We start from the raw sequence: 25,249 nt of genomic DNA on the forward strand, positions 1-25,249 counted from the left end.
TGTTTTGGTTAAAAATCCGGGGACAAAATACAAAAAGCCTTCCATTCTAAAAAAAGAAGGGTAACGTTTCACAAAGAAAACGTTACCCTTGCTCAGGGATTGTTTACGCAAACGCCTTCTTATTTCCGTTTTCCCTGTTTCTTTTCCAATTCAGCCTGTTTTTTACGAGCTTCTTCTCCTGCCTGCAAGGTCTTTTCGAGGTATTGCTGAAACTTATTTTGCTTCTTGGGGGCCGTGGCATTTTTCACTCTGTTTTCATCCAAAATCCGCTTGATCTTGTCCTCATCCACAAATCGGCGAATGATTTGCTGTTGAAGAATCGTCGCAATATTGGATACAAAGTAATAGAAAGTCAGACCTGCCGGGAAATTATTTAATACAAACATAAACATAACAGGCATCAGATAGCTCAGAAACTTCATGTTTACAGGACCCGGCTGAGTGGGCGTCATCTGATTATTGAAATAGGCATATCCAATACTTGAAATCGTCATCAGAACCGTAAACAAACTGACGTGGTCGCCATAGAATGGAATCGTGAACGGTAATTTCAGGAAGGAATCGTACGTAGAAAGGTCGTTTGCCCACAAAAATGACTGCTGCCGAAGTTCAATCAGGTTTGGAAAAAGAAAGAACAGCGAAAACAGAATTGGCATCGTGGCTAATACAGGAACACAACCGCTCAGGGGACTTACGCCTACTTGTTGGTAAAGCTTCATCTGATCCTGTTGTTGCTTGGCCATATCGTCAGGATTCTTCTTTTTGAGTTCTTCCAATTCCGGCGCCAAAACCCGCATTTTTGCCATACTTACGTACGATTTGTAGGTAAGTGGTGTCAATAATAGTTTAACGATAAACACCAGGCAAATAATCAATAAACCGTAGTTGGTAAATAGCTTTTCAAGCTGATTAAACAGCGGCACCAAAAAGAATTCATTGATTGGTTTCAGGAAAGCATACCCCAAATATACGTTATCATCAAAATGTTCGGCAGCTACTTCCCGAACAATATGGTAGTCGTTAGGACCCATAAAGTACTGAAAACGAGCCGTTCCATTTTGTAAGGCAGCAGATGGAATTGTTCCTTCTACCGAAAGTGTTTTGACAATAGTCGAGTCGGCAGGGTTAACTTCTGCGACAAACTTCATGCCTTGAAGCGGTGAATTCCCGGCAATCAAACCCGCCAGAAAATATTTATGCTTCATCGTAAACCATTTCACAGGGTTTTCGGCAGTTTCTTCCACGTTGCTATCCGTGGCCGGTGAAAGACTGAGCATTTCGTCGGTATAATAGTTAATGGTAACCACTTTACGGTTTTCCATCATATCATTCTCCAATTGCAACAGCTCGTTTTTCCAGCCGTAGGCAAGTGGTTTGTTGGGAACGCCTACACCCTGAGTTTGAATGCCGTAGTCAATCACAAAACCCGAGCCTCTAACTACATATGTTTGCTCAACGAACTGATTTTCAGCGACAGAAAGACGATACGTAATCACGGCGGAGTCTTTTTCGCTCAGGGTTTTACTTGTAGCTGAGGTAGAAAAGTACAGATTGGCCAGATTTATCGTCCCTTTCTGCGTGGGGAGATCCAGCTGAAAACGGCTGTGCTCTTCTGAAATCAGATAGAGGGGTTTTTGATCGTAGGTTTTATAATTTTTCAACAAAACCTCCTTCATAAGTCCTCCTTTATTGGAGAAAGTGATGCTGATATCTTTTGTATCAATGGTAATATCCTGAGATTCACCGGTAGCAGCTGCGGCAAAATCGCCATAAAGAGCGGCAGTTTGAGCCGAATCCGGAACTACCTCAGCGGGAGTTTCCGGGCTTGTTGTTGAAGAAGGTTTAACTTGTTCCTGAGCAACAGGCGTAGGTTCTTCGGGCTGTGGAACCAACACCTGATACCCTATCAGCATGAGTAAAATAAGTACTAAGCCGATGACTTGATTTCTTTCCATTAGGTAGCAAAGTAGTAAAAAATGTAGCCCCAAATTTTGGAAGACAGGAATAATTTGTTTTTGAAAAACCAAACAAAAAATGGCAAAAACAGCCTGGATTGCTCAGAATGGCCAAAAATCAAAAATCTATCTTGTCAAATTTGGGACTGCAAAGGTAATGAAGATTTATTTGGATTGAGATTATTCTTAGTAATGATTCATTCGGGTTACTGCATTACCTCTCGTTTTTGCAGCGAATGTGCCAGCGCTGATTTAACAAAATGCACAAAAAGCGGATGCGGGTTCATCACCGTACTCTTTAATTCGGGGTGAAACTGAACTCCAATAAAATAGGGATGATTGGGCAGTTCCATCATTTCCACGAGGTTATTTTCCGGGTTAATTCCAGTGGCTTTCATACCTCCGTCTTCAAAAGATTTAAGGTAAGCGCTATTGAACTCGTACCGATGCCGGTGACGTTCTGAAATAGTAGTTTTGCCGTAAATCCGGTGTGCCATTGATTCTTTTTTGATCTTGCACGCATATGCCCCCAACCGCATCGTACCTCCCTTATTCGTAACATCTTTTTGATCCTGCATGAGGTGAATCACCGGATGCGGCGTGTCACGATCCATCTCGAACGAGTGCGCGCCTTCAAGCCCCAATACATTCCGGGCGTATTCAATGACAGCCATCTGCATCCCCAGACAAATTCCGAAGAAAGGAATTCCATTTTCGCGTACGTACCGAATCGCTTCAATTTTACCTTCGATGCCGCGCTCACCAAATCCGGGTGCCACGAGCACGCCATCCAAATCTGCGAGTTTGTCGATTGCATTGTCAGGGGTTAGTGATTCTGAGTGGATCCATTCGATGTGAACTTTACACTCATTGACAGCACCGGCATGAATAAAGGATTCCACAATTGATTTGTAGGCATCGTGTAATTCCACATATTTTCCTACCAAACCAATCCGAACAGAGTCTTTTGGGTTTTTAAGTTTGGTCAAAAATCCTTTCCAGGCGTCTAAATCTGCATCCTGATCATTGTAGATATCGAGCATGTAAAGTGCCCGCTGATCGAGTCGTTCCTTACGCATGAGCAAAGGTACATCGTAGATAGTCTCAGCGTCCATCGCCTCAATGACCGAATTGACCTGCACGTTGCAAAACAGCGCAATTTTTTTCCGAAGATCGTTCGGGAGCGGATGTTCGGTGCGGCACACCAAAATATCCGGCTGAATGCCCGCTTCCTGCAACATCCGGACGGAGTGCTGCGTAGGTTTGGTTTTTAATTCACCAGCCGAGGTAAGGTAAGGAATGAGCGTAAGGTGAATGATGAGTGTATCGTTTTCGCCTTGCTCAAATTTGATCTGACGAACCGCTTCAATGAAAGGCAGCGATTCTATGTCACCAACACACCCACCGATTTCAGTAATCACCACGTCATACTCGCCGGACTCACCCAACAACAACATGTTTTTCTTGATTTCATCGGTAATGTGCGGTACAACCTGAACGGTACGACCCAAAAAGTCGCCTCGTCGCTCCCGCATGATTACGTTGTAGTAAATCCGACCTGTTGTTACGTTGTTGGCCTGAGAGGTACGGACATTCAGGAATCGTTCGTAGTGTCCCAAATCCAAATCCGTTTCGGCACCATCATCCGTGACGTAGCACTCACCGTGCTCGTAGGGATTAAGCGTACCAGGATCAACATTGATATAGGGATCGAATTTTTGAATCGTCACTGACAGCCCTCGGGATTGCAGTAATTTTGCTAATGAGGAGGCAATGATTCCTTTGCCTAATGAAGATGTAACGCCGCCCGTAACGAATATGTACTTAGCGGTCTTTTGCCCTGTAGAAGCCATAAGACGTATGCTTTTTTTCTATGATTACGGGATACAAAGGTACAGAAAAGGCCGGACAGTTTGGGACGAGTGGCCTTTATTTTATGTAAATACTTATAGGGCAACTTTCAGCTAAAACCTGGTAAAAACCTGAATATTAACCAAAACGAGCTAAATTTGAGTCACTATTTTCAGTCAATTAATTGGCTTTTAACCAGAATCGCATTTTTTACTTTTTTTCAATTTCTTTATCAATACAATAATGGCCAAAAAAGCTTTTTATCAAATGAAAATTTTGTACATGATTCTACTAGCCCTGCCATTATTTACTTTACCAACACTTGCTCAGAATAATCTGCTGATCTTTCAATCAGATTTTGGAAGTAAAGATGGTGCCGTTTCAGCCATGAAAGGGGTAGCGATGAGTGTTTCACCGGAGCTAAAAATTTTTGATTTAACCCACGAAATACCACCCTATAATGTTTGGGAGGCTGCGTATCGGCTCGTCCAAACGGTCCCTTATTGGCCACCGGGAACCGTTTTTGTTTCGGTTTGTGACCCGGGCGTAGGCACAGATCGCAAATCCGTCGTGCTTCGAACACGCTCCGGTCATTTATTGGTAAGCCCTGACAATGGTACGCTCACCCTGGTGGCAGAAGCGTTGGGAATTGATCAGGTGTATGAAATTGACGAAGCACGTCACCGCCGAGCCAATTCAGAACAATCCTATACCTTTCACGGCAGAGATGTGTACGCGTACACAGGTGCTAAATTGGCCGCAGCATTGGTTTCTTTGGAGCAAGTTGGACCAAGATTGCCAGATGTCGTGGTAGAAATTGCCTATCAAAAACCCGAGTTCCAAAATGGTATTATTTCGGGAAACATTCCCATTTTGGATGTTCAATACGGGAACGTGTGGACGTCGATTCCAAAAGCGCTGTTTGACCGTTTGAACGTAAAACCCGGCGAACAGATTTTGGTCGAGATTTATCAAGGCAATAATCGTCACTTTCAGGGCGATGTACCTTACACACAAACGTTTGGCGAGGTGGGAATTGGCAAAGAACTGGCTTATTTTAACAGCCTTCTTTACTTCTCACTTGCACTTAATCAGGACAATTTTGCCCAAAAATACCACATCGAAAGTGGCCCAAGCTGGCACATAAAAATAAAGAAACCATAAAATTCTTCCAGCTCAGGACAAACGATCCTTGTAACTCTCGTACCCAAAACTTCTGATCAGGAGGAAATTACCATCCGTTTGAATCATGCCGATGGAAGGCAGATTTACACCGTTAAAAGTAGTCGTCTTCACCATCGTGTAGTGAATCATATCCTCAAACACGAGCTGTTCGCCTACCTGCAATTCCTGCTCAAACGAATAATCACCCATAAAATCACCGGCAAGGCAGGTCATTCCACCCAACCGATAGGTAGGTTTTCCGAGCACAGGTTCCTGATATGCTCCCTGAATCCGCGGTTTATAAGGCATCTCGAGGGTATCGGGCATGTGTGCCGCAAAGGACACATCCAAAATCGCAACCTGAATACCCTGACTATCCATGACATCCAAAACGGTTGAAACCAACGTTCCGGTTTGCCACGCAATCGCCGAGCCCGGTTCCAGAATAACTTCCAGATTGTATTTTTCCTGAATGGCCTTCACGACCCGAATCAACCGTGGCAAGTCGTAGCCTTCGCGCGTCATGAGGTGCCCTCCACCCATATTCAGCCACTTGGCCTGATGCAGCAAATCTCCAAACCGCTCTTCGAGAACCGCAAGAGTACGTTCCAGTGTTTCGGAGCCATTTTCGCAAAGGGTATGAAAATGAAGCCCTTCGACTCCGTCAGGCAAGGTATCCGTAAATTTATCGCGGGTCTCACCCAAACGAGAGCCGGGTACGCAGGGATTATACATATCGGTTTCAACTTCCGAATACTGTGGATTGACCCGAACGCCAACCGAAACCGGCGCTTGCGGATTTCGTTCATTAAACTGCTGCACCCTTGACCGAAAACGATTTAATTGGCTTAACGTATTAAAGGTTAAGTGACTGCTTCGTTCCAGCACTTCTTCAAATTCGGCATCAACATAAGCCGGAATGTAGGTATGCGCTTTACAGCCCATAAAATCATTGATTAACTTCACCTCGTGCAGCGAACTCGCCGTAGCACCGCTAAGGTATTCGGCCACAATGGGAAACGCGCTGTACATGGAAAATGCCTTCAAGGCCAATATAATGGTACATCCGGCTTCCTTTTGAACCTCATTTATTAAGGTCAGATTCTTGCGGAGTAATTTTTCATCCAAAACAAAACAGGGTGATGGAATTTTGGTATTTTCGGAATGCATGGCAAAATGGTTTGTCTGGCGATGGTGTAACTTCAAGTCTTTATTCATTAATTTTGGCGCAAAAATACGCTTTCCTTTTTCAAAGCTTCTAACAAATTTTTAAACCAATTTGTCTACTCTATGCCTTTTCTTGTCCTTGATATTGAAATGACCGGCCCCGAACCCGGCTGGAATGAAATTATCCAAATTGGTGCTGAACTGTTTGATGATCAGTGGAAATCGCTCGGGACATATTTACAAAATGTGTATCCCGAAAATGTAGAAGCCTTTACCGCCAAATCAGAAGAAATTCATGGTCTGTCGCTCGATGACCTGGAAGAAGCACCGATGATTTATGAGGTAATCCCGGAATTTGAAAAATGGATAAAATCCAAAGCCCCCGCCGTGCCGCTATCCAAAGTCGTGATTTGTGGTCAAAGTGTTATATATGACATCAATTTTCTTCGCTTTGCCTACCGCAACGAAAAAATGAAATGGCCTTTCTCGAACAAAATGATCGATTTGCATACGATTTCGTACTTGTTTTTTATGATTTTGGAGAAAAATGGCAAAACTGCCCCGCGCTCTCTTAGCCTTGGAGCAATCTCGGGCTATTTTGGGTTTGAGCGAGAGGACCAAACACACAATGCGCTGGAAGATGCTCAACTTACGGCACGTTGTTTTAAGGAGTTTTTTAAACTTACGGGTCAACTGAATTTTGTTGAAAAGTAAGTTTCAACAAAAAAATCAAAAAAAACGGGAGGACCAACCTAAGTTCTCCTACTCAACTGCATGGTAGACTATAATCCCAAAGAATGGTTTCGCTTTATTTTTTACTTTCATAAAGCCGACACGGTCCGAAAATTGATGCCTTGGCTGCTCTCAATCGGCGCCTACTCTACGATTTTGGCTTTTTTAATTATTGAGTATTGGAAAATTGGGGAAGATGCCGATGTTCGAAACATCTCGCTTATGCACTCGTTACTCGGTTTTGTAATATCTATGTTGCTGGTTTTCAGAACAAATACAGCCTATGATCGATGGTGGGAAGGGCGCAAACTGTGGGGATCACTCGTTAATAATAGTCGTAATTTGGCTTTAAAAATCGATTCATTAGTCCCCGTTGAGGATCATCAAAGTCGAGCTTTTTTTAAGGCAATGATTCCCAATTTTGCGTACGCCTTAAAAAATCACCTCCGCAAATCTCACAAACCAAATGAGCTGACAGATCTCGAAGAATTTCCAATTTCAGAGTTGCAACAGAATGAACATATCCCCTTACAATACGCCACGGCAATTTTTGCCCGGGTTTTGGCTTTACAAAAAAAAGGGATTCTGTTTCCTGAGCATCTGCTCCTTCTGAACACAGAATTGGATTCTTTTATGAATATCTGCGGTGCATGTGAACGAATCAAAAATACTCCGATCCCCTTCTCTTACAGTTCATTTCTAAAAAAATTCATTTTTGTATATTGCATCACACTACCTATCGGCTACATATTTAGCCTGCATTATCTCGTCATTCCGTTTGTGGTTTTTGTGTTCTATATTTTGGGAAGCTTGGAGGTTATTGCCGAAGAGATTGAGGATCCTTTCGGAAAGGACGCCAATGATCTTCCAACCGATAGCATTTGCAATACCATCCGAACGTCGGTAGGACAGGTTTTTAACTAAATCTATTGGATTTATCTAGCGCTGTGCAGAGGCGTCTTTCCCAAAATAGGTACGCAAGACGTGTTCGGCAGCTTTATGTTGAGGAGAAAATGGATCGCGGGCCCGGTTGCCCGGTTGTAACATGGGAAACCACTTCCAGACAAATCCGCCGGCCATCCATTCTTCGGTCCAAACTTCCTCAAAAACAGCAGTATAGGCTGCTGCCTGCAAAGCTTCGTTTTCGGGCAGTGAACGATCATTTTCCCAAGGTTTTTTGGCGGCGAAGTCAGTGCTTACATACCCAAATTCAGTAAAAAGAATTGGTTTTTGAAGGGTACCTGACAATTTTTCAAGGCCGGCTTTGTGGGCTTTCCAGCCTTTTCGCAACTCCGTTACAGTAGGCGCCCGGCCCTCAGAAAGTGGGAAATAGGCATCTACACCTACGTAATCAAGTTCTTTCCAGAACGGTACGTCCGCATAGGCGTCCCAGTTTTCAGCATAAGTTAGTTTTCCTTTATAGATCGTCTTTATTTCCTTGATTATCCGCGACCAAAATTCCGGGCGTTTTTTTACAAATGTCTGCATTTCGGTAGCAATGCAGTACAGTTCGACGTCCGTACTGTCCGCAATTCGGGCAAAATCAAGCAGGTAATCGCCATATCTTTTTTCAAAAATTTGCCAATCCTGTTCCGATTTCAAATCAAAATGTCCGGTAAAAACTCCGTGACCAATCCAAAGGTGTGGTTTTAGCATCACTTTTAACCCTTTGGCGTGCGCCATTTCCACGCAGTGCGCAACACCTTTAGGCGACTCGCCCCACCATTTCCATTGATTGTCTCTGCCATATACAAAATTCGGACTTTCAGCTTCGCAAAAACCATATGGCATAAGCGATACCCATTCAGCATTCAGCAGCCTCACAGGTACGTAGCAGCTGTCTGAAAGAGAATCGCGTGGTGCCACAAAAGACACGCCTTTCATCTTTGTACCGTCGTATACAAACTTTTTGTCTGCCCGAAATGAACAGGAGGCTAACAAAGAAGCCACAATTATTAATAGCAAAGCCTTGCTGAATGTGTTCATTTTTCAGGTAGTAACAGGTTTCAAAAAAATATTTGAAAAAAGATAAAATTACATTTTTGAGAAAAATAGTATCAGAAAATCATCAGTTTTTCGAGTTTTTATGCATTTATGGGGAAAACAGGTTTCAGTTTCAAGGTTTTTTGTGGAAAACAATACATAATTCTATTTTTTTTATTAATTCATTGACAATATACTGCATTACCAAATTTCATTTCCCATGAAACAAATTTTATGGAGGTTTCGTTATATTTGTACAGAACGCAATTAACGTTTTGAACAGTAACAAATTTAAATGAAACCAAAATGAAAAAGATCACATATAGTATTATCGCACTTGCCGGTTTGTTTTTTATTTCACAAGCGGCTAACGCCCAAAGTAACAAGGTAACGGTTGATCCGGGTATCTCCGTAAATAACTATAAGCATCCCAACAAAGCTCGTCAGGCAAAAGCTATGACAGCTGAAACTGAGGGCACGACTGCAAACGCAATCGTAGAACCAAGAAAAGGAAATCGTTTTAACGGTACTCCAAAGTATGCTAACCGCCCAGGTTCCAAAGTATTTTTGGGAACTGAGCCCGGAAAAGATTTTCACCTGAATCCTTTGAATGCACCAGGTCACTATAAGACTCCCTCAAACGGTGCCAGAAACGAGGAAGCAGAGATTCGTCTCGCGGGTAAGAATCAGTCAAAAATGACGGATGATTCTATTCGGGTAGACTAACCCTCCTATTATAGTTTGAAAACGCCCGGCTCTTTCGAGAGTCGGGCGTTTTTTATGGTGTTTATCCCAAAAACTGACGCAAATAATTTCGGCTGGTCAAAATTGCCGATTTCACATCCGTAATTGAGCCTTCGTAGGCTTTATCTTCTACCTCAATCACCACTGGACCGCGGTAACGCACATCGGTGAGTGCCGCAAAAAAGCCCCGCCAATTCACATCACCCAGGCCGGGGAGTTTGGGCGAGTGGTATTCGAGGGGGTTGGCCATAATTCCTACCTGATCCAGTTTGTCGCGGTAAAGTTTTACGTCTTTCAAATGAATATGGTGCAGGCGATCTTTAAATTGATAGATCGGTTTTATCTCATCCATCATTTGCCAGATCATGTGCGAAGGATCGTAATTGAGCCCCAAAGCCCGGCTTGGAATGAGTTCAAACATGCGGTTCCAGACGGATGGGCTGATTGCCAGATTTTTTCCACCCGGCCATTCGTCATTGGTAAAGAACATCGGGCAATTTTCGATGCCAATTTTTACATTGTTTTCTTCGGCAACTTTCACAATTCCCGGCCACACATCGGCAAATAGCGCAAGATTGTCCGTAATATTTTTGGAAGTATCCCGACCGACAAACGTATTGACCACAGGCACTCCCAACTTTGCAGCGCCACGAATCACTTCCTTGATATGCTCAATGTAAAACTCAGCTTTTTCCTGATCAGGATCCAGTGGATTGGGGTAGTAACCCAAGGCCGAAATACTGACCCCTGCACTTCGCAGTTGATATTTTACATCGGCTATTTTTTGGGGCGTCAGCGACGATACATCCAAATGCGTAACACCTGCATAGCGGCGGGAATCGGAATTATTGGTTGGCCAACACATCACTTCGACACACGAGAACCCGTGTTCAGAAGCAAAGTTAAGTACGTGTTCAAATCCAAAATCAGCCAGTATAGCACTTACAAAACCTAGTTTCAACATAAGAATAATGTATTTTTTGTCAGATAACAGGACGTCTTTTTAAGAAGACTTTTGTTTAAAAGGAACTCAAAAGCCAAATATCACAAAAATATCGTCCAATTTTTCCAAGGTGTTATCCCTACCCGCAACCGTTCATCCAAATCCGATACTATAAAATCGTCCGGGGTTTAGTAATATTGATGTACCAAGCCGGTGATCCGATGGAATTTACCAGTACTAAACCGACACAACTCATGGCAGAACCTGACAAAAGTTTTGGAAAGAAAATTTTAGGCTTTTTCATTAAGGAAGAGGAAAACGCTGTGAAACAACCTGTTACTCAGGCATCTATTCCAGCATCACCTCCTACTCCACCAACACCCGCAGTTGTTTCCAACTCCTCGGGTACAGCAACCGTCGAGCGTAAATTTGTCGATCATTTTGTAGCGCTCATGGAAAAAGCCAACCTTCCCGGGCCGGATTATTTTGAGTATAAACAGGCGCTCAAAAGCATGGAAGGACTTGGATTGACGGAAGAAAAGCAGTTTCAGGCCTCATGGGGTAGTTTTAAGGCTATGGGCGGCGTGGTTGACCCAACGGTATTGACTACCTCTGCTAATCAATATGTGAATATCCTGACAAATGACCGCACAAACTTTTTGAAGGATGTAGAAAAGGCCATTCAGGATCGGGTGGGTAGTTTAAGTCAGGAACACAAAAAACTGGAAGACGACAACAAGGCTTTTGCTGAACAGATTTTGGCTTTACAGAAAAAAATTGAAACCAATAGTACTCGTCTCAACCAAATTAAGGAGGAAATTGACGTGCAAAGCGCTAAAATAACTGAGAATCGGGATAGTTATGAAGTCACCTACAAAAGCTTTGTAGAGCAAATCCAATCTGATTTGAATAAGATAAAAACGTATTTAAAATAAAGTCCTTTTATACACGCGTTCAACCTAAACAATTATACAATGGCCACAACTGATTTCTCACAAATTGGCGGTTCGCAAGACGATCCCAAGCGATCCTATTGGTCTAAGCCAGAAGGAATTACATCGCTGCTTTTCCTGGGGGCAGCCGGGGCTTTTATCCTGTATTATTGGAATATAATTGCCCTGTTTCTGATTGAAGTAACAAAAAACACGCTCTATCTCGGAATTTTGATGGCTGCTTTGGCCGGACTTATTTTCCTCTTTACGAGCCGCGATGTACGCACGGCGGTGTTCTTTTTGTTCAAAACTTTCATGCGCAAAATAACGGGCACTATCATCAAACTTGATCCGATTGCGATCATGAAAATTTATATCAGCGATCTGAAAGACAAACGCGAAAAAATGCAGGGACAGATCAATTTGCTCGCGGGACAATTGGTGAAATTGAACAAAAAAATAAATGATAATAATGCACAAATCAAGCAAAAATTTGCGGAAGCCAACAAAGCCTCCGAGCTTTCGCATAAGCCCGGCATGCGCGAAACTGCCCAACTCGCTACGATTGAAGGTGCAGGTTTGCAGGAAATGAACGAAAAGCTCTTTCCCTTGCAGCGAAATATGAAGACGATTCTGGAATTTATGGAAAAGGTCAACAAGAGCGCTGATTATATTATTAAGGAAACTGAAATTAAGGTAAAACTAAAAGAAGCTGAATATCAAATTGTTAAAGAAAGCTCGAATGCTTTACGTACTGCAATCAGCATCTTCAAAGGCAATCCTGACAAGAAGTTTTACTTTGATGAATCCATGGAATATATTCAGGATGACATGAGCCGCAAGCTGGGAGAAATGAAACGCGCCATGGATTTATCGATGGACTTTATAAACGGTGTAGACGTACAAAATGGGATTTTGTCGGACAAAGGGCAAAAAATGCTCGAAGCGTATAATCAGGGACAATTTACACTGGTAAATCTTGACGCACCCGAACCCGTTTCAAATACCATTCCACTTAATCCGCCGAAAGATTCCAACTACCGCGGACTTTTAGAATAACTGTCTTTTAAAATTTCCTCTATTATTTCACTAAATACCAATCAAAATTCATGAAAAGACTAACCGTTGCCGGACGCCTGCTGATCACCGCCCTGATCCTGGCTGCTTTATATTTCGGTTTCAAACAATTTGGCGGACAGCAGGCGCTGGAATCCATGGCTGCAAAAAGTCAGGAAGAAACCTCTAACACATCAGCCTACAAAACACCTGAGCCGGGCCAAACTGAACCTTCGTCGTCGTCCGAAGACAACTACGCTACCGACACTGCCGTTCCGGCATTTAACTATCAGGCACCTGAGCCCGTCAACGGAACATTGAAAGGAGTGGTGGAACTAGGCGCAAGTGGCTTCAACTCGTTCATAATTAAGGTAGATCCTGAAAAACGATGGAAACTTGAAAAAGCAGAGTTTGGTAATAGCCTTGTGCTCGAAAACATGGCCACGGATGAAGATATTCGGATTGGTCTGAAAAAATACATTGGCAGTATGCTTGATTATGGAGTTGATGGAAAAAACATTCACTTTGTGGTAAGTTCTGGCGCGGCTAAGGCGGATGTGACACAGAAGATTACACGGGTTTTGAAATCACTGAATTATCAGGTGAATCAGGTAACACCAGAAAAAGAAGGACAACTGGCGCTGAAATCGGTTTTGCCGGCAGAATTCACACAAAAGGCATTCGTTACGGATATTGGCTCAGGAAATACAAAAATTTCCTGGATGGAAAGTGGGCAAACCAAAGCACTGGAAACCTACGGTGCCAAGTACTTTCAGGAAGGAGTAGACAATGAAAAAGTGTACAGTGCTGTTTCCGGAATGGCCAGGCAAATTCCATCAAACTTGCGCAAAACCTGTTTTATCATTGGCGGTGTGCCTTTTGAAATGGCCAAAGAAGTACGAAAAGGCAAAGAACGCTATACCGTTTTGCACGCTCCTGATGCATATAAACTTGATAACGCAAAATCAAAGGCAGGCATAAATATTTATAAAGCAATTGCTGACGCCACCGGTACGGAGCAATTCGTATTCGACTGGGACGCCAATTTTACCATTGGATTTCTGCTCGGATTACCCTGATTTTCAATAGTATAAATAATGAACGGGTGAAAAGTAGTCCTACTTTTCACCCGTTCATTTTATTTACTTCCAACAAATTTTACCCTCTCTCCATCAATGACTCTTTCCGATTTATTTGAAAGTATTGCCCAAAATCCTCTTCCATTGTTCCTGTTTTTCATTGCACTTCCGCTCATTGCCTGGACCCTCGGCGGGCTTGCTACGGGAAGTCGCGCAGTAGAAAGCTGGGGCATGGTCTTTGCAGTACTTGTGTATGCGGCGTGTATTCCGGGAATTTTTGCAGTTACGTTAAATGTATACTTATTTTTGTTTGAACGTCAAAGCATCTGGCACGCCAACCTTCTTTTACAGGTGGTACCCGTTATTTCTATGGTGATTACACTCCTGCTGATCCGAAAAAAAATCCCGTTTGATCTCATTCCGGGCTTTGGAAAATTGTCAGGATTTATGACGCTTATTGCGGCACTGATAGGAATCATGTGGTTTCTGGACCGGCTTCGGCTGATTGCGTTTACATATGTTCCTTTTTCTGCACTGTTGATCGGTTTTGTACTGATGCTGGTACTAATTCGGTTTGCGTGGAGTAAATTATTTTAACAATTCGATGAATAAAATCCTGATTTTCTGTTGCCTGGTAATCGCTTTGGGTAGTTGTAAACCCAAAAATCCACTAATTGGCAGCTGGAAAATCGTTCGGATCAGCTACACGCCGAGTAGTCGGGCAACTCCCGAATCACACGCTCTTGGCGAACAGCTGTTAGCTCGAAGTACGTCAGCTTTACAAAACTCAACTTTTGCGCTTTATGAGGAAGAAAAATGTTCGTTTTTCTCCACCAAAACGCCTTTTCGACAGGGCAATTGGGTAGTAGAAAACTCAATTTTATCCCTATTCCTGGGACCGATGACCTCACCTTATGAATTTGATATTGGTGATATCGATGATCAATTAATGGTACTTACTTTACTTGATAATAGCACTACTAATGGAGAAATTACCCTGATTTGTCAGAAAAGTAAGCAATACCAACTCGACGATATTGATTTGCTTGCACCCGACCAAAACGAATGGAGAAAAAAACCTGAGAAAAAAGAAACCAAAGCCCAAATTCGAACCCGTGTACTGACTCACCTCGACTACATGATCAATTACTTTCGATGTGTTGAAAAAAACAAGCAAACGTACTTTGAAACCGGATTGGTCAGTTCACCTTTTACGTTTTACGCCCACGGTCTTGGACTATCCAAAGAAAGTACACTTTCCAGGCGATGGCAGGAGTCTTTTTATGACAAGAGCGACGCTAAGGTTGGGATAGATGAGTTAAGGTCTGCTATGCGTACGATTAAAAAATTCCCCAAAGCTGAAACATTTTCAAAAGAATATCTGCTGGCTTTTGAACAGATGCGCCCATACTTTGAAGACTAAGCATTACATACAACTTTTGGTTACTGATGAGCAAAAAGCCTACGCCCGACAACTCGTTGAGCATTCGTTGGCGCATCATCAGGTTGCTAATGTATGGGACCGTGCCGCCGACAAAAGAAATCAAACCCGGCTGTTGCGCTTTACTGGTACCCTTGGCGAAATCGTTTTTGCGGATTTATACGCTCTTCCTCGCCCAATACGCTCCTTTGGGGCCGTCAACGGACAGGATTGGGGGCAGGATTTTATTCTTAAAACAGGAACTCATTCTTTTTCGTTGGATATAAAATCCATGAAACGAATGACCGGAATTTTGAACGAAGACTACGTGCTTAACATTCCGGCTTCGCAGCTACATAAACCAAATTCGCGCACCACGCACTATTTTTGCCTTTCTTTTCATCAATCTAAAACCCATCAAACCATCGTCTCACTGTTGGGTTTTATTGATAAAAATGAAGTAGAAAGTAAACAAATAGGCAACTTTTATTCAGCCGGTACGCAGCGCACCCGACGGGATGGAACGGTATTTACATTTCAGGAAAATACCTACGAGATTTCTTTTAAAGATATTCATCCGCTCATTCCAACAGACCGTATTCGGGCAATGGAAGGCTTTCGGTTGTGTCAGTTAAGGCGACCTCCTCTTGAAATCAGGTAAAACACTCCTCATTCAAATAAATAATTCATGGCTTCTTTAACCCGCTCCTACGACCAACGGAAACTCCTCGGACAAGTATATACACCGATGCCGATTGTTACAAAAATTTTGGACGAAACTGGTTTTACTACTTCTGGTCTTTTAGGTAAAAAAATACTTGATCCGGCTTGTGGAGATGGACGCTTCCTGGTCGAAATTGCCCGACGGATATTACAGTTTTCTACCCCGGAAAACGTTGTGGATCATCTACATCAAATTTATGGCTGGGATATTGATTATGAAGCACTTGAACTTTGCAGAGAAGCGTTGGACGAGCTCGTTTCGCCTCTGGGCTTACACATTAACTGGAATCTGGAAAAGAAAGATGCCCTGCGGCAACGCTATTCAAAAGAAAAATTTGACTACATCATTGGCAACCCACCCTACATTCGGATTCAGCATTTAGAACCTCGGCAAAGGCTTTATTTACAGAATAACTATACCTTTTGCAGCTCCGGCTCAACAGATAGCTTTGTTGCTTTTTTTGAACTGGCCAATGCACTGCTGAGCTCGGACGGAATTTGCGGGTTTATCACGCCAAATTCTTATTTTTTCTCCGAAACCGCCCGTCCTTTGCGGCATTTTTTTCAGGAAAAAAGAAACCTCCAACTCATTACAAATTACGGTTCGGTACCTGTTTTTGACAAAACCGGTACTTACGCAGCAATTACCGTATTTGGCAAAACTGAACAAACAGATTTCCGGTACGAACTCAGTGATTCCTCCTATCAGTTTCAAACCCGAATGATTAGTTTTGAAGAACTGGCAACGCATGAATTATGGCAGCTTTCAATTTCCCGCTCGGCAGATAAAAGTGGGGTCCGGCTGGGTGATATTTGTAAAATTTCCGTAGGACTTACGACATTATGTGACCGAATTTTTATTTTTTCAAATCTAACCCCCCTTTCTGAAACAATAGTCGAGGTACAAACAAAATCCGGTACTAAAATTCAATTGGAAGCTGCTTTGCTAAAACCGATTATCAAAGCTTCCCGATTAAAAAAAGGCGGAACAGAAATACATGAATACATTCTTTTTCCATACCAAAAAGATAAAAAAGGAAAACACAAAATCCTGAGCGAGACTTTTTTGCAAGAATATTTTCCATTGAGTTACACGTATTTACTAAGTCAAAAAAAAGCTTTAAACCAACGTGACAACGGAAAACCAAACCCGGTGGCCTGGTATGCTTTTGGGCGTTCTCAAAGTCTGGATAGTGCTTTTGGGAAAAAGATTATTTTTTCTCCCATGAATAAATCGCCGCTTTTCCTACTTTCAGAACATACAAATGCCACGCTATATTCCGGGTATTTTATCAAGTATGAAGGAGATTATACCAAACTTTTAGCTGTACTTAATTCTCCGCAAATGGCAGACTACATGGCCGTGGCGGGTCGCGACTTTCGGGGTGGATGGAAAGGTTATAGCAAAAAAATTGTGGAGAATTTCCGGTTTGATCCCGAAGCCTTGCGTTGAATTCCATTTTTTCAATGATTCTTTCCGACCTTTGCCTAAAAGCTTGTACTACCTGACAAAAGCATGTGAATGAAAAAAGTATTATTTATTGACCGTGACGGCACAATTATCGTGGAACCTCCCACGGATTTTCAGGTTGATTCACTTGAAAAACTGGAATTTTTACCCAAAGTCATTTCCAACCTTCGCCGCATTGCGGAAGAAACTGATTTTGAGCTAGTAATGGTTACAAATCAGGATGGATTGGGTACCGAATCGTTTCCGGAAGATACCTTTTGGCCCGCCCAAAATAAGATGCTGCGTGTGCTTGCCGGAGAGAATATTCACTTTTCCGCCATTCACATTGACCGTACCTTTCCGCACGAGCAAGCCCCTACCCGTAAACCCGGCACCGCTTTGCTTACTGAGTACCTTGATGGCAGTGTAGATTTAGCCAATAGTTTTGTAATCGGCGACCGTCTTACGGATGTGCAACTGGCAGTCAACCTTGGCACCAAAGCCATTTTCATTGCTAATGCAAGTCCGGCAGAACCACTGTCCGAAGAAGTAAACAAAGCCATTTCGTTTATATCCAATGATTGGGACGCAATTTATGAACATCTGAAATTGCCCAATCGAACGGCCAACATTCAGCGCAATACCAAAGAAACCGAAATCAGTATTTCGCTCAATTTGGACGGAAGCGGGCGGTCATCCATGCATACCGGACTTGGTTTTTTTGACCACATGCTCGACCAACTCGCCAAACACTCAGGCGCCGATATTTCCATTGAGGTCAAGGGTGACCTTCATATTGACGAGCATCACACCATAGAAGATACGGCATTGGCGCTCGGGGAAGCTTATCGGCAAGCCATTGGAGATAAGCGGGGAATCAGTCGATACGGCTACTTATTACCTATGGATGAAGCACTTGCACAGGTAGCCATTGATTTTTCCGGCCGTCCGTGGCTCGTTTGGGATGCAGAGTTTAAACGGGAGAAAATTGGAGAAATGCCGACCGAAATGTTCTACCATTTTTTCAAATCTTTTTCGGATACTTCGCTGTGTAATTTAAATATTAAAGTAGAAGGTCAAAACGAACATCATAAAATCGAGGCCATATTCAAAGCCTTTGCCAAAGCCATCAAAATGGCCCTGCGGCGGGATTTAAAAGCATTGGACGAACTGCCTTCCACCAAAGGAGTTTTGTAATTTTTCGAGAAACATTCGTCCATGTTCGTTACAGTTTTGTATTTTTGTCCAGTATTGAACCATTTAAAAGTGCCTTTACTATGTTCATGACCATCGTTGCCCTCGTGTTTTATGCTGTTTTACTTTCCGCCTCCTTTATGGTGGGTCGTTGGCTCGAAAGACACGAAAAGAGCTATAAGCGCTAAAATACAAACCGGAGAAAGCAACTAATTTGTACTTTCTCCGGTTAATTGAACCACACAACCTTGTACACATCGTAATGAAATACGCATTTTACATACTTTTTTTAAGTATATGCGTCATTAGCAACATTGCGAATGGCAAGAAGTTCGTGTACGAAAAAGATACCATTGAAATTCAAAACTGCGAGTCCACCGACTCCAATGAGTCCGATGTACAGACCTTACACTCGCTGCTCAACCAATCATTGGCCGATTCAGGTCATTCTGATTTAAATTCTTTACGTATTAATCATTATCTCTACCTGACCAATGCTCCTACTGATCAGGTAATCAATTGCTTTTCGCCTCCCCCGGAGGTCTAACGTCTTTCTTGCCAGTAATTTTGATTTAGCCTGTATAACCAAATAGGTAAAAAATTTAAGGATTTCTCCTTTTTGGAATGCTGGTGAATTTTTCCAATGTTAATTTTTCTTTACAGATTTTTGGTAATTTCAGTCCTGGAACACTTCGTTCTAATTGCTTGACTATTACTTATTATCCAGATAAATTTTAACTTTCTTTCACACAATCAAATAATTTAATTATCCAATAATTTAGAAACAAAATGGCAGAGTCATATTTGAAATTGTTCAAGAATAATCAGGAGTGGGTTGCTAAAATGAATGAGCAGGAGCCTGAATTTTTTCATAAGTTAGCCAACGGCCAAAGCCCTGAATTTCTTTGGATTGGATGCTCAGATAGCCGTGTACCAGCCAATGAAATAACCGGTACGCTTCCTGGCGAGATATTTGTACACCGTAATATTGCCAACATGGTCATTCATACCGACATGAGTATGCTCAGCGTGTTGGATTACTCCGTAAACGTACTAAAAGTAAAACACATCATCGTGTGTGGCCACTATGGTTGCGGAGGGGTAAATGCCGCAATGGGCAACAAATCCGTAGGGCTGATTGACAATTGGCTGCGGCACATCAAAGATGTGTATCGTTTTCATAAAGATGAACTCGACAGTATTCAGGATTCACGCGAACGTAGCAACAGGTTTGTAGAGCTAAATGTGATGGAACAGGTTTTGGATTTATCCAAAACTTCAATTGTCCAAAGTGCCTGGGCGCATGGACAATTTCTCCAAATTCATGGTGTTGTATATGATGTAGCGAATGGGATTTTAAAAGACCTCAACCTCATCACGAATGGCACTGAAAACCTGGAAGCAATGTATGTTCTTGATTCATCTCCACTTGCCTGATTTTAGTTGCCCCTGCTAATCAAGAAAAAATTCATACAACCTATTAAATATGTCAGCTAAAAAGCTTAATCTTTTTGCCAACCTTAAAAACGATTTCCCGGCGGGTCTCGTAGTATACCTGGTAGCCTTGCCTTTATGTTTGGGTGTGGCACTGGCATCTACCGGTCGGCCGGACCTCCTCTTTTCCGGGATTATTGCCGGTGTGGTAGGCGGTGTTGTCATCGGGATTCTGAGCGGTTCCGCCCTTGGAGTTTCGGGCCCTGCTGCTGGACTGGTGGTTATTGTTTTGGGAGCTTTGGAAACTCTTGGAAGTTTTGAAGCTTTTTTATTGGCGCTGGTCCTCGCCGGAATCATTCAGCTCGTGGCTGGTTTCCTGAATGCGGGGATTATTGGCTACTATTTCCCATCTTCGGTTATTAAGGGAATGTTGGCAGCTATTGGTATTACCCTGATCCTGAAAGAAATTCCGCATGCTTTTGGGTACGACAAAGACTTCATTGGAGATGAGGCTTTCATGCAAACCGACGGACATAATACGTTCACTGAACTGTACTACTCCGTTCGTTATAGCAGCGTCGGCGCTATCATAATCTCCCTGGTATCACTCGGCATTCTGATCCTCTTTGATCGACCCTTTATGAAACGCATTCAGCTTTTCCGTTTTTTACCGGGTGCTCTTTTTGTGGTCGTATTAGGGGTGGTCATGAACGGACTTTTTCAGGCTTTTAGCCCTGACTTAGCCATGAAGGGTGAACACCTGGTTCAGTTGCCGGTAGCATCAAGCGCAAGCGAGTTTTTGAGTTTCTTCACCTTTCCGGATTTTTCGTTTATTTCCAATTTTGACGTTTATACAGTGGCGTTTACACTCGCCATAGTGGCAAGCTTGGAAACTCTTCTTTCGGTAGAGGCCACAGATAAACTTGACCCTTTCAAGCGAAGCACCCCTACAAACCGTGAACTAAAAGCGCAGGGCGTAGGTAACATCGTTTCGGGACTTATCGGTGGTTTACCAATCACGCAGGTAATTGTGCGTAGTTCCGCAAATATTGATTCTGGTGGAAAAACCAAGATGTCGACCATTATTCACGGTATTATTTTGCTGTTGTCGGCAATTTTTATTCCGTTCTTCCTTAATCAGATTCCCCTGGCTTCGCTTGCAGCAATTTTATTATTGGTAGGCTACAAACTATCCAAACTGTCGCTGTACCGCGCCATGTATCGCCTGGGATGGGATCAGTTCATCCCTTTCGTCGTGACTATTGTAGCGATACTTTTTACGGATTTACTGAAAGGAATTGCGATAGGAATGGTCGTTGCGATCTACTTTATTCTCCGCAAAAACTACAAGCATTCGTACCATTACAAAAAGGAGAACAATCAGCATGGCGAAGTGATTACTATTCAGCTCTCCGAAGAGGTTACTTTCCTTAATAAAGGCAGTATTGGCTATACGCTGGACCAACTTCCCGAAGGTTCAACGGTCATCATTGACGGGTCAAAATCAGTAGACATTGATTATGATGTACTGGAAATTATTCAGGATTTTAAGAACCACGCGGCACCGCTGAAAAACATAAAAGTGGAAACCCGGGGAATAAAAGGTGTGCAATCTGTCGGAGGCCACTGACAAGTACAATTTCCCAAAAGATAAGCCCCGCTTCAAAGAACGTAGTATCTTCTGAGCGGGGCTTTTTGTATTTTAGTTGAGGCTACTAATCAATTTTAATCGATTCATAAAAGCACATTTAGTTACATTTAAAATGAAGGCTCAGCATTGAATCAATTCTATTTTCAAATAATTCTGATCGAAAATTGACTTTACAAACAATTAGGCGTATTTTACACCAATGTTAGACAGTCAAAAAAAGCTATAATCAGTTTCATAAATTGAATATTTCTTTTTCTCGACACTAGCTACCTCAATCGTATCCTTTTGTATTTTGACAAAAAAATGCGAAATTAAATCAAAGTAAACCCAATCAAAAACGACTACAAATGGCCTGCTTTTTGATATACACTCTATAAAAACTTTACACTCACTAATGAACTATGGCTGATTCTACTAATGGCCCCAAATCTTCCGATAAAATCCGGGATAATCCGAAAATTAAACTTCTTAAAAAGAACGCGCGTCCGAGAAGTTTACTGGAAAACCTGGGTTCAGATGCTGCATTTCAGGATTTGGACAGGATCATGGAAAAAGCGAGTGAAAATACCCTGCTGGAAGAGCGTAAAGATATTCGGCATCTACGGGGTAAATACGAAAGGTATTGGCTGGATCGGGCCAAAAACACCATTCATAAGGACATACTGATCATTCAACCCAGCGGCAAAGTTGTAATCAGGTCGGTCAATAACATTTACTATGGAGACAGTCGGTACCTGTTGAATTCACTTTTGCAGTTAAACATAAATTCCCAAAATGAAGAGATCGAAGTAGCCATCAATTTATTGGCTTACGTGGGACTTTATGACATTTCAGACATCAAGTGCCTGCACGTGCTAACTTTACTTTCTGGTCCAGATCATACGCCAATGACGCGCTATGAAGTGTTGGTTCCAATTATTCAGAATGACCTCATTACAATTCCTCAAATAATTGAAAATGACAGCCTTGAATATGTAAAATTGAAGCACCGCCATCCAGAATTACTGGTCAATCTGGAAAGGAGAATTACCACTCCTCCCTCACGGGTTGAATGGTAATCGACCTTATCTGAGGCGTTGAAGCAGCATTTCGTTAAAAGACCGTTCGGCTTTGTAAAGTTCTACGAGTTGCTTGGCCGAAATAACCGTCAGAAATTTTGCCTGATATTCTTTTTCCAATTCAAGCTCTTTCTGTTTAAGTGCCTGTACTTCTTTCAAATTGCTCATCACCTGATCGTCCGAACGGCCATCTTCGCGGGTATTGATCAACTGCCGCATTTCGCGGTGCATGCTCCGTTTCTGTTTGGAAAATTCGTTATAAATCGGCCAGAAATCTTTGGCTTGTTCAGGAGTAAGATTTACCCGATTGGTAATGATTGCGATTTTAGCATCCTGAATCTTCCGAATTTCTTCTTCACTTTTACGTTGCGCAAATGAATCCGAGACGGCCACTACACTCAGAAGGAAGAACAACAACCCGGCAATCCTTAATTTTTTATGTTTTGTACTCATTTTCGTAGGGTATAATAAAGCGTAAATCACAAAATACTTTCTTCCAGCAATAGTGCGTCATCCAGTTGATTCATCAACGTGGCATCATCGAGGCCGTCCAGGTAGTGAATAACCGTAGAGTCGGTACCAAAGGCTTTTTGAACCACTCCATTTTCACTCAGGTCATAGTAGCTAATATCTTCTGATTCCAGATATTCCAGAATTGCTTCGTCGCTGACCTGACTCAACGTATCCTGACCAATCGGGCCTTGCTGTTGCGGATAGGTAATCCAGATCAGGGCAATAAACAGACTCAACGCACCAGCAAGCGCAACCGACCGCTGCCACGACCAACTGATTAGGGGGCTTTCCTGCGATTTCTCCGGTATTCGTGCCTGAATAATGGAAGGCAACTCTTCGAAGTATCCTTCGGGCACCTTAAAAGGAACTTCCCGTTTCAGGTCTTCTAATCGTATTTGCTTGTTTTTCATTGTTTTGTTATATTCTCATTCCGGTAACTTTGACATCTCCACCCATAGAAAGTTTAATCGGTTGCTTGTAAAAAGTCCTCAATCTTTTTGGTAGCCCAGTGATAAGACGCTTTGAGCGCTCCAACGGAAGTGCCTGTTATTTCGGCAATCTCTTCGTAGGGTAGTTCTTCAAAATATTTCAGGTTAAACACAAGTCGCTGTTTTTCGGGTAATTTCAGCAAGGCTTTTTGCAACTTCAATTGGATCTCATCGCCGCCCATCAGGGGGTCACTTTCGAGTTTATCCGCCAATTCTCCTTCGACATCATGAATAGGAACAAAAAATCGGCGGCGTTTTTTCTTTAAAAAATTCACTGATTCGTTATGCGCCACCCGAAACAGCCAGGTATACAGGCGGGAGTCCCCACGGAAATTTTCAAGGCCACTCCATGCCTTTATAAAAACCTCCTGTGTAATGTCGTTTGCGTCGTCATGATCAATAACGATCTTCCTTACCATCCAATACACTTTCTGCTGATACGTTCGCACCAGTTGATTAAAAGCGTTTCGCCGTGTGTCAAGATTTCGGTAAAGAATCAGGAGTTCCTCGTCAGACATGCCATTGTACTAGTTAGACTGCTAAGATGCGGTATTTGGTTGAAAGTTTAAAATCTATTTGTTTCTCCCTGAAAAATCAGAATGAACAAATGCTGAAAATTTTTATTTTTCATCGTGATAATTGCTTGCCATTCATCTCATTTGAAAACAGAAAAGAGTCGTTTCGGTGCTGAAACGACTCTTTAATTTAACTCATTCAAAAAAAATTACTTGCGGGCAATTGCTCGTTTGGCAGCAGCCACAATGTCCTTAGCAGTAAGTCCGTATTTTTCCATGAGCTGCGCAGGCGTACCGCTTTCGCCAAAGCTATCATCAACGGCTACATATTCTTGTGGAACAAGTGTATTTTTCACCAAAACCTGCGCAATGCTATCGCCCAACCCACCAAGACGGTTATGTTCTTCTGCCGAAACGGCACAACCGGTTTTTGCCACCGATTTCAGAATGGCTTCTTCGTCCAAAGGTTTAATTGTATGAATATTCACAACCTCCGCACTGATTCCTTCGGCTTCAAGAATTTCTCCTGCCTGAATGGCCTCCCAAACCAGGTGGCCGGTGGCAAAAATGCTGACGTCGGTACCTTCGCTCACCATCCATGCTTTGCCAATTTCAAACTTTTGATCGTCAGCAGTAAAAATGGGAACTACCGGACGACCAAAGCGCAGGTAAACCGGACCATCGTACTCCGCAATTGCGATAGTTGCGGCTTTGGTTTGGTTATAATCGCAGGGATTTATGACGGTCATGCCGGGCAGCATTTTCATCATACCCAAATCTTCCAGAATCTGATGCGTTGCGCCATCTTCGCCCAAAGTAAGACCTGCATGTGACGCACAAATTTTTACGTTTTTGTGCGAATAAGCTACACTCTGACGAATCTGATCGTACACCCGACCGGTTGCGAAATTGGCGAATGTAGTAGCAAAAGGGATTTTTCCACCAATGGCTAATCCTGCCGAAACACCAATCATATTGGCCTCAGAAATACCACATTGGATAAAACGATCAGGATTTTCTTTGATAAAAGCATCCAGTTTCAACGAACCTACAAGGTCAGCACAAAGCGCTACAACGTTTTCGTTTTGCTGACCCAGCTGTTGCATACCTGCTCCAAATCCGGAACGGGTATCTTTTTTTTCAGTAAATGTATATTTTTTCATGATTTCAGGTTGAGGTATGTTTCCCGCAAGGGCC

Annotated in this window: 25 protein-coding genes; 16 read left to right on the top strand and 9 right to left on the bottom strand. The window is 42.7% G+C overall.

Features of this window, described 5'->3' with window-relative positions; genetic code table 11:
* Positions 1–119: 119 nt before the first annotated feature.
* Positions 120–1,955, bottom strand: a complete 1,836-nt coding sequence (yidC, locus tag EZE20_RS13055; RefSeq protein WP_132118297.1) for a membrane protein insertase YidC — start codon at positions 1,953–1,955, stop codon at positions 120–122.
* Between the two features lie 206 nt (positions 1,956–2,161).
* Positions 2,162–3,808 (bottom strand): CTP synthase, encoded by a 1,647-nt coding sequence (locus EZE20_RS13060; RefSeq protein ID WP_132118299.1) that lies wholly within the window; start codon positions 3,806–3,808, stop codon positions 2,162–2,164.
* A 280-nt stretch (positions 3,809–4,088) separates the two neighbouring features.
* On the opposite strand from EZE20_RS13060, the gene EZE20_RS13065 reads away from it, so the two are divergent.
* A complete protein-coding gene (locus EZE20_RS13065) occupies positions 4,089–4,970 on the top strand; it encodes an SAM hydrolase/SAM-dependent halogenase family protein (RefSeq protein WP_228713726.1) in 882 nt (293 codons plus the stop codon).
* A 12-nt stretch (positions 4,971–4,982) separates the two neighbouring features.
* On the opposite strand, the gene nspC is transcribed toward EZE20_RS13065, so the two are convergent.
* On the bottom strand, positions 4,983–6,140 hold the full coding sequence (gene nspC, locus EZE20_RS13070; RefSeq protein ID WP_132118303.1) for a carboxynorspermidine decarboxylase: 1,158 nt from the start codon (positions 6,138–6,140) through the stop codon (positions 4,983–4,985).
* A 120-nt stretch (positions 6,141–6,260) separates the two neighbouring features.
* On the opposite strand from nspC, the gene EZE20_RS13075 reads away from it, so the two are divergent.
* Both EZE20_RS13075 and EZE20_RS13080 read left to right on the top strand, forming a co-directional pair.
* Positions 6,261–6,851, top strand: coding sequence for a 3'-5' exonuclease (locus tag EZE20_RS13075; protein WP_132118305.1), 591 nt, complete (start codon positions 6,261–6,263; stop codon positions 6,849–6,851).
* Between the two features lie 60 nt (positions 6,852–6,911).
* Entirely contained in the window at positions 6,912–7,793 is an 882-nt protein-coding gene (locus EZE20_RS13080) for a bestrophin family protein (RefSeq protein WP_132118307.1), read from the top strand.
* Between the two features lie 15 nt (positions 7,794–7,808).
* On the opposite strand, the gene EZE20_RS13085 is transcribed toward EZE20_RS13080, so the two are convergent.
* A complete protein-coding gene (locus EZE20_RS13085; protein ID WP_132118309.1) occupies positions 7,809–8,855 on the bottom strand; it encodes a glycoside hydrolase family 113 in 1,047 nt (348 codons plus the stop codon).
* A 303-nt stretch (positions 8,856–9,158) separates the two neighbouring features.
* On the opposite strand from EZE20_RS13085, the gene EZE20_RS13090 reads away from it, so the two are divergent.
* Complete coding sequence (locus tag EZE20_RS13090; RefSeq protein ID WP_132118311.1) at positions 9,159–9,578, top strand: hypothetical protein; 420 nt, start codon at positions 9,159–9,161, stop codon at positions 9,576–9,578.
* Positions 9,579–9,639: 61 nt separating this feature from the next.
* Here the strand turns inward: EZE20_RS13090 and EZE20_RS13095 are convergent, their stop codons facing one another.
* Positions 9,640–10,560: a sugar phosphate isomerase/epimerase family protein gene (locus tag EZE20_RS13095; RefSeq protein WP_132118313.1), complete on the bottom strand. Its 921-nt coding sequence runs from the start codon at positions 10,558–10,560 to the stop codon at positions 9,640–9,642.
* Between the two features lie 233 nt (positions 10,561–10,793).
* On the opposite strand from EZE20_RS13095, the gene EZE20_RS13100 reads away from it, so the two are divergent.
* From EZE20_RS13100 to EZE20_RS13155, 12 genes are all read left to right on the top strand, one after another.
* Complete coding sequence (locus EZE20_RS13100) at positions 10,794–11,474, top strand: hypothetical protein (protein ID WP_132118315.1); 681 nt, start codon at positions 10,794–10,796, stop codon at positions 11,472–11,474.
* Between the two features lie 39 nt (positions 11,475–11,513).
* Positions 11,514–12,530 carry a hypothetical protein gene (locus tag EZE20_RS13105; protein WP_132118317.1) on the top strand — a complete coding sequence of 339 codons (1,017 nt, stop codon included), beginning with the start codon at positions 11,514–11,516 and terminating at the stop codon, positions 12,528–12,530.
* A 50-nt stretch (positions 12,531–12,580) separates the two neighbouring features.
* Positions 12,581–13,606: an acetate and sugar kinases/Hsc70/actin family protein gene (locus EZE20_RS13110; protein ID WP_132118319.1), complete on the top strand. Its 1,026-nt coding sequence runs from the start codon at positions 12,581–12,583 to the stop codon at positions 13,604–13,606.
* Positions 13,607–13,702: 96 nt separating this feature from the next.
* Positions 13,703–14,203: a hypothetical protein gene (locus tag EZE20_RS13115; RefSeq protein WP_132118321.1), complete on the top strand. Its 501-nt coding sequence runs from the start codon at positions 13,703–13,705 to the stop codon at positions 14,201–14,203.
* Between the two features lie 7 nt (positions 14,204–14,210).
* Positions 14,211–15,029 (top strand): hypothetical protein, encoded by an 819-nt coding sequence (locus tag EZE20_RS13120; protein WP_132118323.1) that lies wholly within the window; start codon positions 14,211–14,213, stop codon positions 15,027–15,029.
* Positions 15,019–15,687: a hypothetical protein gene (locus EZE20_RS13125; protein WP_132118325.1), complete on the top strand. Its 669-nt coding sequence runs from the start codon at positions 15,019–15,021 to the stop codon at positions 15,685–15,687. Before EZE20_RS13120 ends, EZE20_RS13125 begins: the two co-directional genes overlap by 11 nt.
* 27 nt (positions 15,688–15,714) lie before the next feature.
* Positions 15,715–17,202, top strand: coding sequence for an Eco57I restriction-modification methylase domain-containing protein (locus tag EZE20_RS13130; RefSeq protein ID WP_132118326.1), 1,488 nt, complete (start codon positions 15,715–15,717; stop codon positions 17,200–17,202).
* Positions 17,203–17,271: 69 nt separating this feature from the next.
* Positions 17,272–18,396, top strand: a complete 1,125-nt coding sequence (gene hisB / locus EZE20_RS13135; protein WP_132118327.1) for a bifunctional histidinol-phosphatase/imidazoleglycerol-phosphate dehydratase HisB — start codon at positions 17,272–17,274, stop codon at positions 18,394–18,396.
* Positions 18,397–18,655: 259 nt separating this feature from the next.
* Positions 18,656–18,940, top strand: coding sequence for a hypothetical protein (locus tag EZE20_RS13140; RefSeq protein ID WP_132118329.1), 285 nt, complete (start codon positions 18,656–18,658; stop codon positions 18,938–18,940).
* A gap of 242 nt (positions 18,941–19,182) precedes the next feature.
* Positions 19,183–19,830: a carbonate dehydratase gene (gene can / locus EZE20_RS13145; RefSeq protein ID WP_132118331.1), complete on the top strand. Its 648-nt coding sequence runs from the start codon at positions 19,183–19,185 to the stop codon at positions 19,828–19,830.
* A 49-nt stretch (positions 19,831–19,879) separates the two neighbouring features.
* Positions 19,880–21,457, top strand: coding sequence for a SulP family inorganic anion transporter (locus EZE20_RS13150; protein ID WP_132118333.1), 1,578 nt, complete (start codon positions 19,880–19,882; stop codon positions 21,455–21,457).
* A 422-nt stretch (positions 21,458–21,879) separates the two neighbouring features.
* Positions 21,880–22,536 (top strand): hypothetical protein, encoded by a 657-nt coding sequence (locus tag EZE20_RS13155; protein ID WP_132118335.1) that lies wholly within the window; start codon positions 21,880–21,882, stop codon positions 22,534–22,536.
* 6 nt (positions 22,537–22,542) lie between these two features.
* Here the strand turns inward: EZE20_RS13155 and EZE20_RS13160 are convergent, their stop codons facing one another.
* From EZE20_RS13160 to EZE20_RS13175, 4 genes are all read right to left on the bottom strand, one after another.
* Positions 22,543–22,989 carry a hypothetical protein gene (locus EZE20_RS13160; RefSeq protein ID WP_132118337.1) on the bottom strand — a complete coding sequence of 149 codons (447 nt, stop codon included), beginning with the start codon at positions 22,987–22,989 and terminating at the stop codon, positions 22,543–22,545.
* 26 nt (positions 22,990–23,015) lie between these two features.
* On the bottom strand, positions 23,016–23,459 hold the full coding sequence (locus tag EZE20_RS13165; RefSeq protein WP_132118339.1) for a hypothetical protein: 444 nt from the start codon (positions 23,457–23,459) through the stop codon (positions 23,016–23,018).
* 53 nt (positions 23,460–23,512) lie between these two features.
* Positions 23,513–24,055: an RNA polymerase sigma factor gene (locus EZE20_RS13170; protein WP_132118341.1), complete on the bottom strand. Its 543-nt coding sequence runs from the start codon at positions 24,053–24,055 to the stop codon at positions 23,513–23,515.
* A 206-nt stretch (positions 24,056–24,261) separates the two neighbouring features.
* Complete coding sequence (locus tag EZE20_RS13175; protein ID WP_132118343.1) at positions 24,262–25,215, bottom strand: transketolase family protein; 954 nt, start codon at positions 25,213–25,215, stop codon at positions 24,262–24,264.
* Between the last annotated feature and the right edge of the window lie 34 nt (positions 25,216–25,249).

This window comes from Arundinibacter roseus, from assembly GCF_004348825.1.
Taxonomy (GTDB): domain Bacteria; phylum Bacteroidota; class Bacteroidia; order Cytophagales; family Spirosomataceae; genus Arundinibacter; species Arundinibacter roseus.

Coding starts and splice junctions, on each gene's coding strand:
- yidC (WP_132118297.1), bottom strand. CDS start 1,955: ATGGAAAGAAATCAAGTCATCGGCTTAGTACTTATTTTACTCATGCTG.
- EZE20_RS13060 (WP_132118299.1), bottom strand. CDS start 3,808: ATGGCTTCTACAGGGCAAAAGACCGCTAAGTACATATTCGTTACGGGC.
- EZE20_RS13065 (WP_228713726.1), top strand. CDS start 4,089: ATGATTCTACTAGCCCTGCCATTATTTACTTTACCAACACTTGCTCAG.
- nspC (WP_132118303.1), bottom strand. CDS start 6,140: ATGCATTCCGAAAATACCAAAATTCCATCACCCTGTTTTGTTTTGGAT.
- EZE20_RS13075 (WP_132118305.1), top strand. CDS start 6,261: ATGCCTTTTCTTGTCCTTGATATTGAAATGACCGGCCCCGAACCCGGC.
- EZE20_RS13080 (WP_132118307.1), top strand. CDS start 6,912: ATGGTAGACTATAATCCCAAAGAATGGTTTCGCTTTATTTTTTACTTT.
- EZE20_RS13085 (WP_132118309.1), bottom strand. CDS start 8,855: ATGAACACATTCAGCAAGGCTTTGCTATTAATAATTGTGGCTTCTTTG.
- EZE20_RS13090 (WP_132118311.1), top strand. CDS start 9,159: ATGAAAAAGATCACATATAGTATTATCGCACTTGCCGGTTTGTTTTTT.
- EZE20_RS13095 (WP_132118313.1), bottom strand. CDS start 10,560: ATGTTGAAACTAGGTTTTGTAAGTGCTATACTGGCTGATTTTGGATTT.
- EZE20_RS13100 (WP_132118315.1), top strand. CDS start 10,794: ATGGCAGAACCTGACAAAAGTTTTGGAAAGAAAATTTTAGGCTTTTTC.
- EZE20_RS13105 (WP_132118317.1), top strand. CDS start 11,514: ATGGCCACAACTGATTTCTCACAAATTGGCGGTTCGCAAGACGATCCC.
- EZE20_RS13110 (WP_132118319.1), top strand. CDS start 12,581: ATGAAAAGACTAACCGTTGCCGGACGCCTGCTGATCACCGCCCTGATC.
- EZE20_RS13115 (WP_132118321.1), top strand. CDS start 13,703: ATGACTCTTTCCGATTTATTTGAAAGTATTGCCCAAAATCCTCTTCCA.
- EZE20_RS13120 (WP_132118323.1), top strand. CDS start 14,211: ATGAATAAAATCCTGATTTTCTGTTGCCTGGTAATCGCTTTGGGTAGT.
- EZE20_RS13130 (WP_132118326.1), top strand. CDS start 15,715: ATGGCTTCTTTAACCCGCTCCTACGACCAACGGAAACTCCTCGGACAA.
- hisB (WP_132118327.1), top strand. CDS start 17,272: ATGAAAAAAGTATTATTTATTGACCGTGACGGCACAATTATCGTGGAA.
- EZE20_RS13140 (WP_132118329.1), top strand. CDS start 18,656: ATGAAATACGCATTTTACATACTTTTTTTAAGTATATGCGTCATTAGC.
- can (WP_132118331.1), top strand. CDS start 19,183: ATGGCAGAGTCATATTTGAAATTGTTCAAGAATAATCAGGAGTGGGTT.
- EZE20_RS13150 (WP_132118333.1), top strand. CDS start 19,880: ATGTCAGCTAAAAAGCTTAATCTTTTTGCCAACCTTAAAAACGATTTC.
- EZE20_RS13155 (WP_132118335.1), top strand. CDS start 21,880: ATGGCTGATTCTACTAATGGCCCCAAATCTTCCGATAAAATCCGGGAT.
- EZE20_RS13160 (WP_132118337.1), bottom strand. CDS start 22,989: ATGAGTACAAAACATAAAAAATTAAGGATTGCCGGGTTGTTGTTCTTC.
- EZE20_RS13165 (WP_132118339.1), bottom strand. CDS start 23,459: ATGAAAAACAAGCAAATACGATTAGAAGACCTGAAACGGGAAGTTCCT.
- EZE20_RS13170 (WP_132118341.1), bottom strand. CDS start 24,055: ATGTCTGACGAGGAACTCCTGATTCTTTACCGAAATCTTGACACACGG.
- EZE20_RS13175 (WP_132118343.1), bottom strand. CDS start 25,215: ATGAAAAAATATACATTTACTGAAAAAAAAGATACCCGTTCCGGATTT.